Consider the following 12,774-nt stretch of genomic DNA (forward strand, 5'->3'; position numbering starts at 1 on the left):
GGGTTCGCGGGCTGCTCCCCCGCGGGAGCCCGCAACACAGGGACGCTCGATCGGGTGACATGTGACGCAGATTTCGCCGAAGTTTCCTGTTCACTCGTTCGGCCCTGCTTACGTCCGAAAGTCGGGACAATACTGTCCGCCATGAGGACATGGACCCCGTTGCACGGCGAGCCCTACCAACCGGTTCCGTACTCCCCCGCGCGGATCCCGGACCAGGAGGCGTTGCGGATCTCCGCGGAGCTGCGCGCCCGGATGGACCAGCGGCGCACGGTGCGCAGTTTCGCCCCCGACCCGGTGCCCGAGGAGCTGGTGCTCAACGCGATCGCGGTGGCCAACACCGCGCCCTCGGGCGCGCACCAGCAGCCGTGGACCTTCGTGCTGGTGGAGGACCCCGAGGTGCGGGCGCGCATCCGGGCGGCCGCGGAGGCCGAGGAACAGGTCTCCTACGACGGCAGGCTGGGCGAGGAGTGGCTGTCCGCGTTGCGCCCGCTGGGCACGGACGCGCACAAGCCGCACCTGACCGACGCGCCTTACCTGATCGTGGTGTTCCAGCAGCGCTTCGGACTGCGGGAGGACGGCAGCTCCTACAAGCACTACTACGGCGACGAGTCGGTGGGCATCGCGGTCGGCATGCTGCTGACCGCCCTGCACCTGTCCGGGCTCGCCGCGCTCACCCACACCCCCAGCCCGATGCGTTTCCTCGGCGAGGTGCTCGGGCGGCCGCGCAACGAGAAGGCGTTCGCGGTGATCCCGGTCGGGTACCCGGCCAAGCAGGCGCAGGTACCCGACCTGGTGCGCAAGACCATGGACCAGGTGCTGGTCCGGGTCTGACCCGGTTTCCCGAGCTAGTCGACCGGCGCCAGCGTCTTGCCGGAGGCCACGTCGACCACCGAGATCGCCTCGGCCGGGCACTGGTCGGCCGCGTCGGTCACGACCTCGGCCGGGTCGATCTCGGTGTGGACCGGTTCGGCGTAACCGTCGACCAGCCGGAAGAACTCGGGCGCCGCGCCCGCGCACATCCCGGACCCGATGCAGTCGTGCGAAACCTCGACGTGCCAACGATCAGTGCTCACCACGTGCTCCCGTCACCAGGCGATCGGCAGGGACAACGGGCCGCGTGCGAGCAGCCCGGCCTTCCACGGTATCGCTTCGACGGGGACGGCGAGCCGCAGGTCCGGAAAGCGCTCGGCAAGGTGCCGCAGCACCAGGCGCAACTCCATCTTGGCCAGCAGCGCGCCCAGGCAGTGGTGCACGCCGTGCCCGAAGCCCAGGTGCGGGTTGTGCTCGCGGTCCAGTTTCACCACATCGGGGTCGGTGAAGACCTTCGGGTCCCGGTTGGCCACCGCGAGCTGGATGAGCACGGTCTCGCCCTCGCGGATCAGCACCTCGCCGATCCGCACGTCCTCGGTGGCCACCCGGGGGAAGCTGCCCGAGGTGCGCAACGGGGTGGCCCGCAGCAACTCCTCCACCGCGCTGGGCACCAGGTCCAGGTCGTCCCGCAGCTGGGCGAACAGCTCCGGCCGCTGCAGCAGCACGTAGGCGAAGTTGGCGATCTGGCTCGCGGTGGTCTCATACCCGGCGATCAGCAGGTTCACCCCGACCCGGACCAGCTCCTCCTCACTGAGCCGGTCCTCCTCGTCCCTGGCCTGCACCAGCGCGCCGAGCAGGTCGTCGCTGGGTTCGGCGCGCCGCCGTTCGATCAGCGCCCGCAGGTAGTCCTCCAGCTGGTCCCGAGCCTGGTTGACCTGCGCCGCGGTGTACTTGGTGGTCGCGCCCATCACCTCGGTGAAGGCCCGGAAGTGGTGCTCGTCTTCCTTCGGCACGCCCAGCAGGTGCGAGATCACCGTGATCGGCAACGGCAACGCCACGTGCTGCACGAAGTCCGCGGGCGAGCCGTGCGCGACCATGTCGTCGAGCAGGCCGCTGACGATCCGCTCGGTGTCCGGGCGGAGTTTCTCCACCCGGCGCATGGTGAACTCCTTGGCCACCAGCCGCCGCAGCCGGGTGTGCTCCGGCGGGTCCATGGTCAGCATCATGCCGCGCCGCAACGGCCACGGGGTTACCCGAGGGGTGTCCGGCGCGGTGGCCGCGTCCCCGCTGAAACGCAGGTCCACCAAGACTTGTTTGACCTCGGCGTACCCGGTCACCAGCCAGGCCTCGGCCGGTTCGCCGTCCCGCCCGCCGTAGGGCAGGCGCACCTTGGCCACCGGCTCATCCCGTTGCAGCACAGCGTATTCCGGGTACAGGTCGAGCTTGACCGCCTCCCCGAACGGGTAAGCGGGGCAGGTCTGCGGTTCCACGGTCATGTCCCCCTCCTCACCAGGCCACCGGCAGCGACAGCGGCTGCCGGGCCAGCAGTCCGGGCTTCCACGGGATCTCCGCGGCCGGCACCGCCAGGCGCAGGCCGGGGAACCGGCTGACCAGGGCGGCGAGCACGAGCTGAAGTTCCATCCGGGCCAGCAGCGCGCCCAGGCAGTGGTGCACCCCGTGCCCGAAGGCCAGGTGCGGGTTGTGCTCACGGGAGAGGTCGCGCAGCTCCGGCTGCTCGAACACGCTCGGATCGCGGTTGGCCTGACCCACGTTGATCAGCACCGCCTCGCCCTCGCGCACCAGCACCCCGCCGACCTCGATGTCCGCCTTGGCCACCCGAGGGAAGCTGCCCACCGAGCGCAGCGGGATGATCCGCAGCAGCTCCTCCACCGCGGTGGGCACCAGCGCCGGATCGGCGACCAGCTGTTCGTACAGCTCGCGCTGGGACAGCAGGGTGTAGCTGAAGTTGCCGATCTGGCTGGCGGTGGTCTCGTGCCCGGCGATGAGCAGGTTGAGCCCGACCCGGACCAGCTCGTCCTCGGTGAGCCGGTCGCCCTCGTCGCGGGCCAGCACCAGCGCGCCCAGCAGGTCGTCGGTGGGGTCGGCCCGGCGCTGGGCGATCAGCTCGCCGAGGTAGCCCTCCAGCTCGCCCCAGGCGTGGTTGATCTCCGCCGGGGTGTGCGCGGTGGTCGCGGTGAGCACGTCGGAGAAGGTGCGGAAGCGGTGCCGTTCGGTGTACGGAACCCCGAGCAGCTCGCAGATCATGGTGATCGGCAGCGGCAGCGACAGGTGCTGCACCAGGTCGGCGGGCTGGCCGTGCACGGCCATCGCGTCCAGGAACTGCGCCACGTGTTTTTCCGTGTGCGGGCGGAGTTTCTCCACCCGGCGCATGGTGAACTCCTTGGCCACCAGCCGCCGGATCCTGGTGTGCTCGGGCGGATCCATGGTCAGCAGCGGGCCGGGGCGCAGCGGCAGCGGCTCGACCCGGGGGGTCGCCGGATCCATGGCCCGCGCCATGCTGAACCGGTGGTCGCCGAGCACCTGCCGCACGTCGGCGTGCCGGGTGGCCAGCCACGCCTCGGCGGGCTGACCGTCCCGGCCGCCGAAGGGCAACCGGATGCGACTCATCGGCTCCTCGTCCTGGAGCCGGGCATACATCGGATGAAGATCCAGTCGAACGGTTTCCCCGAATGGGTAAGTCCGTGCCATGGCTGGAAGTTAGGTATCTGCTGACTGACTGGTCAATGCAGACATCCGACCGATTCGGAGTTCCCGTTATGCCTGCCCACTGGTTCGTTCTGGTGGTATACGCGCGGCTCAGTCGGCGGTTTTCTCCAGCAGCGCGGCCACGCCGAGCCGGACATAGCGCTCGACCACCTCCGGATCGGCGGCGGCGAACTGGTCCGACTGGAGCACCGAGCGGGCCAGGCCGATACCCATCAGCCAGGACAGCACCAGGGCGGCCCGCAACTCCGCGTCCGGGCCCTCTGTCAGCCCGGACAGCGCGGAGAGGTACCGGTCGCCGACCTCCCGGCGCAGGAACGCGGCCGCCTCGTCGTGACCGGCCGAACGGAGCAACGCGGCGAAGGCCCGCGCCTCGGCGTCGACCTCCTTGTCCAGGAGCTGGCGCAGCATCCGGACCGGGATGTCCTTGGCCGGTCCGGCCAGCAGTTCCCGCGAACTTCCGGCGACTACTTCACGGAACAACTCTTCCTTCGAACCGAAGTAGCGGAACAACAGCGCCTGGTTCGCCCCGGCCAGGGCTGCGATATCGCGGACCGTGGTGCGCTCGAACCCGCGTTCGGCGAACAGCTCGGCGCCGGCGGTCAACAGCGCGGCGCGGGTCGCGGCGGCATCACGGCGGCGTGGCTTCGCGGGCTCGGTCACCCCGACATTCTGAGTGACCGAGCTGCAAAAAAGGTGCAATCTTTCCTGCTCGGCAGGGTCAGGACACCCCGCGCACGTGCCCGTCGCCCCAGACCACCCACTTCGAGGAGGTCAGCTCGGCCAGCCCCATCGGGCCGCGGGCGTGCAGCTTCTGGGTGGAGATGCCGATCTCCGCGCCCATGCCCAGCTCGGCGCCGTCGGTGAAGGCGGTGGAGGCGTTGACCATCACCGCGGCCGCGTCCACCCTGGCGGTGAACTCCCTGGCGGCGCGCACGTCGCCGGTGACGATGGCCTCGGTGTGTCCGGAGCCGTGTTCGTTGATGTGCGCGATGGCCTCCTCCAGGGAGTCGACCACCTTGGCCGCGAGGTCCAGGCTGAGGAACTCGGTGTCCCAGTCCTGCTCGGTCGCGGGCACCGTCGGGACCCCGGCCAGCACGGCGAAGCGCTCGTCGGCGTGCAGGGTGACCCCGTTGCTGGACAGCTCCCTGGCCAGCTGCGGCACCAGCGTGTCCGCGATCGCGCTGTGCACCAGCAGCGATTCCGCCGCGTTGCACACGCTGACCCGGCGGGTCTTGGCGTTGAGCACGATCCGGGTGGCCATGTCCGCGTCCGCGGCGGCGTCGACGTAGACGTGGCAGTTGCCGACCCCGGTCTCCAGGGTGGGCACGGTGGCCTCGGTGACCACCGCGGAGATCAGGCCGGCGCCCCCGCGCGGGATGACCACGTCGACCAGGCCGCGCGCGGTGATCAGGTGCCGCACCGAGGCGCGGTCCTGGCAGGGCAGCAGCTGCACCGCGTCGGCGGGCAGATCCTGCCCGGTCAGCGCGTCGCGCAGGATGGCGACCAGGGCGGTGTTGGAGCGTTCGGCGGTGGAGGATCCGCGCAGCAGCACGGCGTTGCCGGATTTCAGCGCGAGTCCGGCGGCGTCCACGGTGACGTTCGGGCGGGCCTCGTAGACCATGCCGAGCACGCCCAGTGGCACCCGGACCTGGCGGGTTTCCAGGCCGTTGGCCAGGATGCCGCCGCGCAGCACCTCGCCGATCGGGTCCGGCAGCCCGGCCACGGTGCGCAGGCCGTCCGCGATGTCCTCGATCCGGGCCGGGGTGAGGGCGAGGCGGTCCAGCAGCGACTGGGTGAGTCCCGCCGTCCGGCCCGCGTCGAGATCGGCGGCGTTGGCGGCGAGCACCTCCTCGGCGCGGATGGTCAGGGCCTCGGCCATGGCGTGCAGGGTGGCGTCCTTGACCGCGCGGGTGGCCACGGCGAGCGCGCCCGCGGCGGCCCTGGCCCGGCGGGCGGCGCCTAGCACCTGCTCGCGCAGCTCGTCGGTGGCGGGCACGACTTCCTGCTCGGTGCTGCTGCTCACCCGGTCAAGCCTACGGGGCGGTATCAACCGAGTTCACGGGGCCGCCGGAGGACTGTCAGGGCGATGCGGCATGGTGGGGGCCGTGGACGAACAGGTCTTGCGCGAACTGGCCGAGGAACGCCTTCGAGCACTGGCGGGCCCGGAGGCCCGGCTGCGCGAGGACCAGTGGGCGGCGATCCGCGCGCTCGTGGTCGACCGCAGGCGCACGCTGGTGGTGCAGCGCACCGGGTGGGGCAAGTCGGCGGTGTACTTCGTGGCCACCGCGTTGCTGCGGGAACTCGGCGAGGGCCCCACGGTGATCGTCTCGCCGCTGCTGGCGCTGATGCGCAACCAGGTCGCCGCGGCGGCCAGGGCCGGGGTGCAGGCGGCCACCATCAACTCGGCCAACGCGCAGGAGTGGGAGACCGTGCAGGAGGCCGTCGCCATGGGCGAGGTCGACGTGCTGCTGGTGAGCCCCGAACGGCTGAACAACCCGGACTTCCGCGACTCGGTGCTGCCGGAACTGGTGCAGGACACCGGTTTGCTGGTGGTCGACGAGGCGCACTGCATCTCCGACTGGGGCCACGACTTCCGTCCGGACTACCGCAGGCTGCGCACGCTCATCGGCGAGCTGCCCGCGGACATCCCGGTGCTGGCCACCACCGCCACCGCCAACGACCGGGTGGTGCACGACGTCGCCGAACAGCTCGGCCTCGGCGACCAGCAGGCCCTGGTGCTGCGCGGCCCACTGGACCGGGAGAGCCTGCGGCTGGCCGTGGTCCGCCAGCCCAACGCGGCGCAGCGACTGGCCTGGCTGGCCAAGACCCTGCACGAGCTGCCCGGTTCGGGCATCGTCTACACCCTCACCGTGGCCGCCGCGACCGAGGTGTCCGCCTTCCTGCGCGAGCACGGGCACACCGTGGCCGCCTACTCCGGCCAGACCGATCCGGCCGAGCGGCAGCAGGCCGAGGAGGACCTGCTGGGCAACAAGGTCAAGGCCCTGGTGGCCACCTCCGCGCTGGGCATGGGTTTCGACAAGCCGGACCTCGGTTTCGTGGTGCACCTGGGCGCGCCGCAGTCGCCGATCGCCTACTACCAGCAGATCGGCCGGGCCGGCCGTGGCGTGCGGCGGGCCGAGGTGATCCTGTTGCCGGGCGCCGAGGATCGCGATATCTGGAACTACTTCGCCTCGCTGGCCTTCCCGCCGGAGACCGTGGTGCGCCAGCTCCTGGACACGCTGCGCGGCGCCAGCGGCGCGATGTCCACCGCGGCCCTGGAGCCACGGGTGGAGCTGAGCCGCGGCCGGCTCGAAGTCGTGCTCAAGGTGCTCGACGTGGACGGCGCGGTGCGCCGGGTGCGCGGTGGCTGGGAGGCCACCGGCGAGGACTGGACCTACGAGGCCGACCGGTACGCCAGGGTGGCCAAGGCCAGGGACGCCGAGCAGCAGGCGATGCTGGACTACCAGTCGACCACCGGCTGCCGGATGGAGTTCCTGCTCCGCCAGCTCGACGACCCGGGCGCCGCGCCCTGCGGCCGGTGCGACAACTGCACCGGGCAGAACTGGTCCGCCGAGGTGCCCGCGGAAGCCGTGGCCGAGGCGGGTGCCCGGCTGCGGCGGCCCGGGGTCGAACTGGCCCCGCGCAAGCAGTGGCCGACCGGCATGTCGACCATGGGCATCGAGCTGAGCGGGCGGATCCCCGGCGAGGAGTCCGCGGAGACCGGGCGGGCGCTGGGCAGGCTCACCGACATCGGCTGGGGCAACCGGCTGCGCGGCATGTTCGCCGCGGGCGCGCCGGACGAGCCGATCAGCGACGAGGTGTTCAACGCCTGCGTCACGGTGCTGGCCGACTGGAAGAACCACTGGTCGGCCCGCCCGGTCGGGGTGGTCGCGATCGAGTCCCGCAGCCGCCCGCAGCTGGTGGCCAGCCTGACCAAACGCCTGGCCGCCATCGGCAGACTGCCGTTGCTGGGCCGGGTCGCGGTGGACGCCGGGGTGCGCCGCTCCGGCGCGAACAGCGCGCACCGGGTGGCCGGACTCACCGCCGCGCTGCGGCTGCCCGAGGACCTGGCCGCCAACCTGTCCACTGTGGACGGTCCGGTGCTGCTGATCGACGATTTCACCGATTCCGGCTGGACCATGACGGTGGCCGCCCGGCTGGTGCGCCGGGCCGGTGCGAAGGGAGTGCTGCCGTTCGTGCTGGCCAGCACCAGCTGATCAGCGTGCGAGCAGGCGTTTGAGCGGCGGCACGGCGGCCGCGGTGCGCAGCGCGGTGCGGAACACCAGGCGGCCGAACCGGTTGCCGGAGACGAACTGCCCAGCCGCGCGCAGTGAGTCGCGCACGGCCTGGAAGCCGTAGTCGCGCATCTGCCGCTCGTAGTCGCCGACCGCGTCCAGCAGCCCGCGCTCACCCCGGTGCGCGGCGATCAGGTTGTGGCCCAGCACATGCGCGTCCCGCAGCGCGATGTTGGCGCCGATGCCGCGGAACGGCGTCATGCTGTGGATGGCGTCGCCGAGCAGGGTGATGTTGGTGCTGGGCCAGGGATCCACCGGCACCGAGGTGCGGATCGTCATCAGGGACACCACCGCCGGGTCGGTCTCGGCGACCAGCCGCCGCAGCAGCGGATGCCAGTCGCCGATCAGCTCGCCCGCCCGCGCGCGCAGCCCGGCGGGATCCAGTGCGGCCAGCCCGGATTCCTTGGTGGCCAAGGCCCACATCAGGTAGCTGCTGGTGTTGTCGAACAGCGCCGTGTCCACCGCGTAGGTCTCGTCGTTGCCGCCGATGCCGATGGCCTGGTCGCCGTCGAGTTCGTGCGGCGCGAGGAACATGCCGTGATCCTTGGCCGCGGTCACCAGTTTGGGCCCGGCGAGCAGGAGATCAGGCAGCCAGGCCCGGTTCTCCGGGGTCAGCGGCAGTTTGCCCACGACCCCGCGCACGCCGGTGTCCACTCGCTGGGCGTGCGGCAGGAACTGGCGGCGCACCCGGGAGTTCCCGCCGTCCGCGCCCACCAGCAGATCGGCGGTGGCGGTGCTGCCGTCGGCGAAGTGGCAGGTGATCTCCCCGTCCGGCGCGCGCTCGTAGCGCTCGAACACCTTGCCGTGCCGGATGATCCCGTCCAGTCCGGCGGAGAGCACCTGGTGCAGGGTGATCCGGCTGACCGAGTGGTGCGCGTCCCTCGGCGCCGGCGGTTCGGCCGGACCGTCCAGCAACAGCAACGGTTCCAGCCCCTGGGTGAGGAAACCGAAGCCGCCGCCGTCACGGCCCGCGGTGTCCAGGAACGTCTGCCAGATCTCCGGCGGCAGGCAGCCGTGCAGCGCCCGCGCGCCCTCCGGGTGGATGTGCACCCGGTAGCCCTGCAACCGTTCGGTGCGCGAGGGCGACCGCTCGTACACCGCCACCTCCACCCCGGCCTGGTGCAGGCTCTGGGCCAGAGCCAACCCGCCGGTTCCGCCACCGACCACCGCCACTCGAAACGCCATGACCACTCCCCGCTCGTCGACTCCAGTGCGTCCGATAATCAACCAGTTGGATGATTAAGTCAACCAAGCGGGTGACTAAGTTCGCCGAGTCGATCGGATACCGTGGCCCGGTGGCAGATCCGCAACAGCCCCAGCGCAGGTCACGCCGCTCCCCGGCGGCGGGTGAGCGGCAACGCGACGCCGAGCGCACCAAGGCGAAAATCGTGGCCGCGGCCATCACCGAGTTCGCCGCGAAGGGCTACGCCGCCGCCAGGGTCAGTGAGATCGCCGACCGCGCCGGGGTGAACAAGCAGCTGATTTCCTACTACTTCGGCGGCAAGGAGGGCCTCTACCTGGAGGTCAACCGGAGCTGGGACACCGAGAGCAGGCCGCTGGCCGCCCCGGGTCTGCCACTGGCCGAGGTCGCCGCCGGGTTCGTCCGGCACAGCGCGCGCAACCGCGACTACGGCCGGATCATGGTGTGGGAGAACCTGTCCGAGGATTTCCCGGACGATCCGAACCAGCGTGAGTTCTTCCAGGCCCGGGTCGCCGAGATGCGCCGCCGCCAGGAGGAGGGCGAGATTCCGGCCGATCTGGATCCGGACTGCCTGCTACTGGCCCTGATGGCGGCCGCCAGCGCCAGCCTCACCCTGCCCAGGGTGGCCCAGATGATCAGCGGCGAGGACCCGTCCTCCCCGGAGTTCACCACGCGCTACGCCGAGCAGCTGACCCGGATCGTGCGGCACATCCAAGGCTAGGCCGTGTTTGGTGGACCTTGGCCGCGACCAATACCCACCAAGCACGGCCTAAAACGGCACCAGATCATCCGCGTGCACGACCTCGCGACGCTGTTCAGCCGGCAGTTCGTGGCTGGACCGGCCGATCAGCCCCGGCAGCTCGACCGCGTCGAACCCGGCCACGCCCCTGGCCACCACCTGACCACGCAGGTCGAGCAGCTCCACCACGTCCCCGGCCTCGAAATCGCCGTCCACGCCGGTGATCCCGGCGGCCAGCAAGGACCGGCGCCTGCCGACCACCGCGGCCACCGCGCCGTCGTCCAGGTGCAACCGGCCGGCCGCGCCCGCCGCGTGCCCGAGCCAGAACCGGCGTGCGGACAACCGGGGACCGGTGACCGCGAACGCGGTGCCCACCTCGGCCGGGCCAAGCGCGGCTGCCGCGTCGGCGGCCGCGGTCAGCAGCACCGGGATGCCCGCGGCCGAGGCCAGCCGGGCGGCGGCCAGCTTGGAGGCCATGCCCCCGGTGCCCAGCCCCGAACCCGCCGCGGTCACATCCACATCGTCCACATCGGCGGAGTCACCGACCTCGGCGATGAGTGTCGCGCCCGGTTCCTGGGGATTCCGGTCGTACACACCGTCCACATCGGACAGTAAAACCAGCGCGTCGGCGCCGACCAGGTGCGCCACCAGGGCGGCCAGCCGGTCGTTGTCGCCGAAGCGGATCTCGTCGGTGGCCACCGTGTCGTTCTCGTTCACCACCGGCACCGCGCCCAGGGCGAGCAGCCGGTCGAAGGTGCGCTGCGCGTTGCGGTAGTGCGCCCGCCGCACCACATCGTCCGCGGTCAGCAGCACCTGCCCGACCACCAGGCCGAAGCGGGCGAAGGAAGCGGTGTAGGCGTGCGCGAGCTGAAGCTGGCCGACGCTGGCCGCGGCCTGCTGGCTGGCCAGGTCCCGGGGCCGCCGCCGCAGGTTCAGCGGCGCCAGGCCCGCGGCGATCGCGCCGGAGGAGACCAGCACGACCTGACTGCCCGCGTGCCTGCGCGCGGCCAGCGCGTCCACCAGGGCGTCCAGCCGCGCCGGGTCCAGCCCGCCCGCGGCCGTGGTCAGCGAGGACGAGCCCACCTTCACCACGATCCGCCGGGCGGCGGCGATCCGGCTCCGCGCCTGCGACAGCGTTGCCACCGGGGTGGTCACTCCTTGTCGTTCTTGGTTTCCTCGTCGCCGAAGTCCTCGACCTCGACCAGCCCGCGCCGCACCCGCTTGGCGTGCTTGCGCTCGGACGCGCCGATCCGGTCGTTGGGCTCCAGCCGGGTGTCCGTGCCCCGGCCGCTGGTCGGACCCATCGCGGCCACGCCCGCCGGGGTGGAGGGCTCCCAGTCGAAGGTCATGTCGCCGATGGTGACCGGGCAGCCCGGCACCGCGCCCATCCTGGCGATGGTCACCTCGACACCCAGCCGGTTCAGCCGGTCCGCGAGGTAGCCGATGGCCTCGTTGTTGTCGAAGTTGGTCTGGCGCACCCAGCGCTCGGGCCGCTCACCGCGCACGATGAACCCGCCCTCCCGCTCCGGGTCCGCCACCACGGTGAAGTCCTGCTCGTCGACCGCCCTGGGCCGCAGCACGATCCGGGTGGCCTCCTGCTTGGGCTGAGCGGCCCGGTACGCCTCGACCTCGGCGGCCAGCGCGTAGCTCAGCTCACGCAGGCCCTCGCGGGTGGCGGTGGAGACCGGGAACACCTTGAGCCCACGGGACTCGAACTCCGCGGTGACCATCTCGGCCAGCTCGCGGGCGTCCGGCACGTCGATCTTGTTCAGCACCACGATCCGCGGCCGGTCCTCGAGCTTGGTGCCCAGCGACGGGGTGTAGCGGGCCAGCTCCAGCTCCAGCGCGTCCACATCGGACACCGGATCGCGGCCGGGCTCGAAGGTGGCGCAGTCCACCACGTGCACCAGCACCGCGCAGCGCTCGATGTGCCGCAGGAAGTCCAGGCCGAGGCCGCGGCCCTCACTGGCGCCGGGGATCAGGCCGGGCACGTCGGCCACGGTGTAGACGATCTCGCCCGCGGTGACCACGCCCAGGTTGGGCACCAGCGTGGTGAACGGGTAGTCGGCGATCTTGGGCCGGGCCGCGGACATCACCGCGATCAGCGAGGACTTGCCCGCCGAGGGGAAGCCCACCAGACCGGCGTCGGCCACCGACTTGAGTTCCAGCACCAGGCTGCGCGTCTCACCGGGCTCACCCAGCAGCGCGAATCCGGGCGCCTTGCGGGCCCGGCTGGCCAGGGAGGCGTTGCCCAGTCCGCCGCGGCCGCCCTGGGCCGCGATCAGCCGGGTGCCCTCGCCGACCAGGTCCGCGATCACCTCGCCGTCCTCGCCCAGCACCACGGTGCCGTCCGGGACGCGCAGTTCCAGGTCCTCGCCGACCGCGCCGTCCTGGTGCGAGCCCTTGCCGAACTTGCCGTTGCCCGCGCGGGCGTTGGGGCGGAAGTGGAAGTCCAGCAGCGTGTGCACGTTGCCGTCCACCACCAGCACGACGTCGCCACCACGGCCGCCGTTGCCACCGTCCGGTCCGCCGAGCGGCTTGAACTTCTCCCGGTGCACCGAGGCACACCCGTTGCCGCCGTTGCCGGCCGCCGCGTTGATCACAACGCGGTCGACGAACCGAGACACTGCTCCTCCAACATTTTCACTCTGCGAATACACGACGCGAGGGGCGGGCCGGATATTCCTCCGGCCGCGCCCCTCGCCAAGGTCGTGCAGTGTCTCGGAACGAAGCCTCAGGCCTCGACCGGGACGATGTTCACGGTCTTGCGACCACGCTTGATGCCGAACTTCACCGCACCGGCGGACAGCGCGAACAGCGTGTCGTCCTTGCCGCGGCCGACGTCCACACCCGGGTGGAACTTCGTGCCGCGCTGACGGATCAGGATCTCCCCGGCCTTGACGACCTGGCCACCGAAACGCTTCACACCCAGGTACTGGGGGTTGGAATCGCGGCCGTTACGGGAGCTGGATGCGCCCTTTTTATGTGCCATGGCTAGTCAG

General features: G+C 71.4%; 12 protein-coding genes. 3 read left to right on the plus strand and 9 right to left on the minus strand.

Features of this window, described 5'->3' with window-relative positions:
- Positions 1 to 141 precede the first annotated feature (141 nt).
- Positions 142 to 831: a nitroreductase family protein gene (locus MZC64_RS25010; RefSeq protein WP_247759335.1), complete on the plus strand. Its 690-nt coding sequence runs from the start codon at positions 142 to 144 to the stop codon at positions 829 to 831.
- A 14-nt stretch (positions 832 to 845) separates the two neighbouring features.
- Here MZC64_RS25010 and MZC64_RS25015 read toward each other — a convergent pair whose 3' ends face one another.
- The 5 genes from MZC64_RS25015 to MZC64_RS25035 all read right to left on the minus strand — a co-directional run bounded on the left by MZC64_RS25015 (position 846) and on the right by MZC64_RS25035 (position 5,560).
- A complete protein-coding gene (locus MZC64_RS25015; RefSeq protein ID WP_247759332.1) occupies positions 846 to 1,073 on the minus strand; it encodes a ferredoxin in 228 nt (75 codons plus the stop codon).
- Between the two features lie 12 nt (positions 1,074 to 1,085).
- A complete protein-coding gene (locus tag MZC64_RS25020) occupies positions 1,086 to 2,306 on the minus strand; it encodes a cytochrome P450 (protein ID WP_247759323.1) in 1,221 nt (406 codons plus the stop codon).
- Positions 2,307 to 2,316: 10 nt separating this feature from the next.
- A complete protein-coding gene (locus tag MZC64_RS25025) occupies positions 2,317 to 3,519 on the minus strand; it encodes a cytochrome P450 (protein ID WP_247759322.1) in 1,203 nt (400 codons plus the stop codon).
- A 108-nt stretch (positions 3,520 to 3,627) separates the two neighbouring features.
- Entirely contained in the window at positions 3,628 to 4,197 is a 570-nt protein-coding gene (locus MZC64_RS25030; RefSeq protein ID WP_247759318.1) for a TetR family transcriptional regulator, read from the minus strand.
- Between the two features lie 58 nt (positions 4,198 to 4,255).
- Entirely contained in the window at positions 4,256 to 5,560 is a 1,305-nt protein-coding gene (locus tag MZC64_RS25035; RefSeq protein ID WP_247759309.1) for a glutamate-5-semialdehyde dehydrogenase, read from the minus strand.
- Between the two features lie 70 nt (positions 5,561 to 5,630).
- Between MZC64_RS25035 and MZC64_RS25040 the strand changes: the two genes are divergently transcribed.
- Positions 5,631 to 7,754, plus strand: coding sequence for a RecQ family ATP-dependent DNA helicase (locus MZC64_RS25040; RefSeq protein ID WP_282105807.1), 2,124 nt, complete (start codon positions 5,631 to 5,633; stop codon positions 7,752 to 7,754).
- Here MZC64_RS25040 and MZC64_RS25045 read toward each other — a convergent pair whose 3' ends face one another.
- Positions 7,755 to 9,017 carry an NAD(P)/FAD-dependent oxidoreductase gene (locus MZC64_RS25045; RefSeq protein WP_247759301.1) on the minus strand — a complete coding sequence of 421 codons (1,263 nt, stop codon included), beginning with the start codon at positions 9,015 to 9,017 and terminating at the stop codon, positions 7,755 to 7,757.
- A gap of 110 nt (positions 9,018 to 9,127) precedes the next feature.
- Here MZC64_RS25045 and MZC64_RS25050 point away from each other — a divergent pair, with 110 nt between their 5' ends.
- A complete protein-coding gene (locus tag MZC64_RS25050) occupies positions 9,128 to 9,754 on the plus strand; it encodes a TetR/AcrR family transcriptional regulator (protein ID WP_247759295.1) in 627 nt (208 codons plus the stop codon).
- A gap of 48 nt (positions 9,755 to 9,802) precedes the next feature.
- On the opposite strand, the gene proB is transcribed toward MZC64_RS25050, so the two are convergent.
- The 3 genes from proB to rpmA form a co-directional block, all read right to left on the minus strand.
- The gene (proB, locus tag MZC64_RS25055; RefSeq protein ID WP_247759904.1) at positions 9,803 to 10,906 is read right to left on the minus strand and encodes a glutamate 5-kinase; all 1,104 of its coding nucleotides are present in this window, start codon (positions 10,904 to 10,906) and stop codon (positions 9,803 to 9,805) included.
- Between the two features lie 17 nt (positions 10,907 to 10,923).
- The gene (gene obgE / locus MZC64_RS25060) at positions 10,924 to 12,399 is read right to left on the minus strand and encodes a GTPase ObgE (protein ID WP_247759292.1); all 1,476 of its coding nucleotides are present in this window, start codon (positions 12,397 to 12,399) and stop codon (positions 10,924 to 10,926) included.
- Positions 12,400 to 12,506: 107 nt separating this feature from the next.
- Positions 12,507 to 12,764 (minus strand): 50S ribosomal protein L27, encoded by a 258-nt coding sequence (gene rpmA, locus MZC64_RS25065; protein ID WP_185002165.1) that lies wholly within the window; start codon positions 12,762 to 12,764, stop codon positions 12,507 to 12,509.
- Positions 12,765 to 12,774 lie beyond the last annotated feature (10 nt).

The organism is Crossiella sp. S99.2 (assembly GCF_023094165.1).
In the GTDB taxonomy this organism is placed as follows: Bacteria; Actinomycetota; Actinomycetes; order Mycobacteriales; family Pseudonocardiaceae; genus Crossiella.

Bases quoted from the DNA above. Each gene is read 5' to 3' on its own strand.
- MZC64_RS25025 (WP_247759322.1), bottom strand. From the start codon at position 3,519: ATGGCACGGACTTACCCATTCGGGGAAACCGTTCGACTGGATCTTCAT.
- MZC64_RS25020 (WP_247759323.1), bottom strand. From the start codon at position 2,306: ATGACCGTGGAACCGCAGACCTGCCCCGCTTACCCGTTCGGGGAGGCG.
- MZC64_RS25040 (WP_282105807.1), top strand. From the start codon at position 5,631: ATGGTGGGGGCCGTGGACGAACAGGTCTTGCGCGAACTGGCCGAGGAA.
- MZC64_RS25010 (WP_247759335.1), top strand. From the start codon at position 142: ATGAGGACATGGACCCCGTTGCACGGCGAGCCCTACCAACCGGTTCCG.
- MZC64_RS25045 (WP_247759301.1), bottom strand. From the start codon at position 9,017: ATGGCGTTTCGAGTGGCGGTGGTCGGTGGCGGAACCGGCGGGTTGGCT.
- rpmA (WP_185002165.1), bottom strand. From the start codon at position 12,764: ATGGCACATAAAAAGGGCGCATCCAGCTCCCGTAACGGCCGCGATTCC.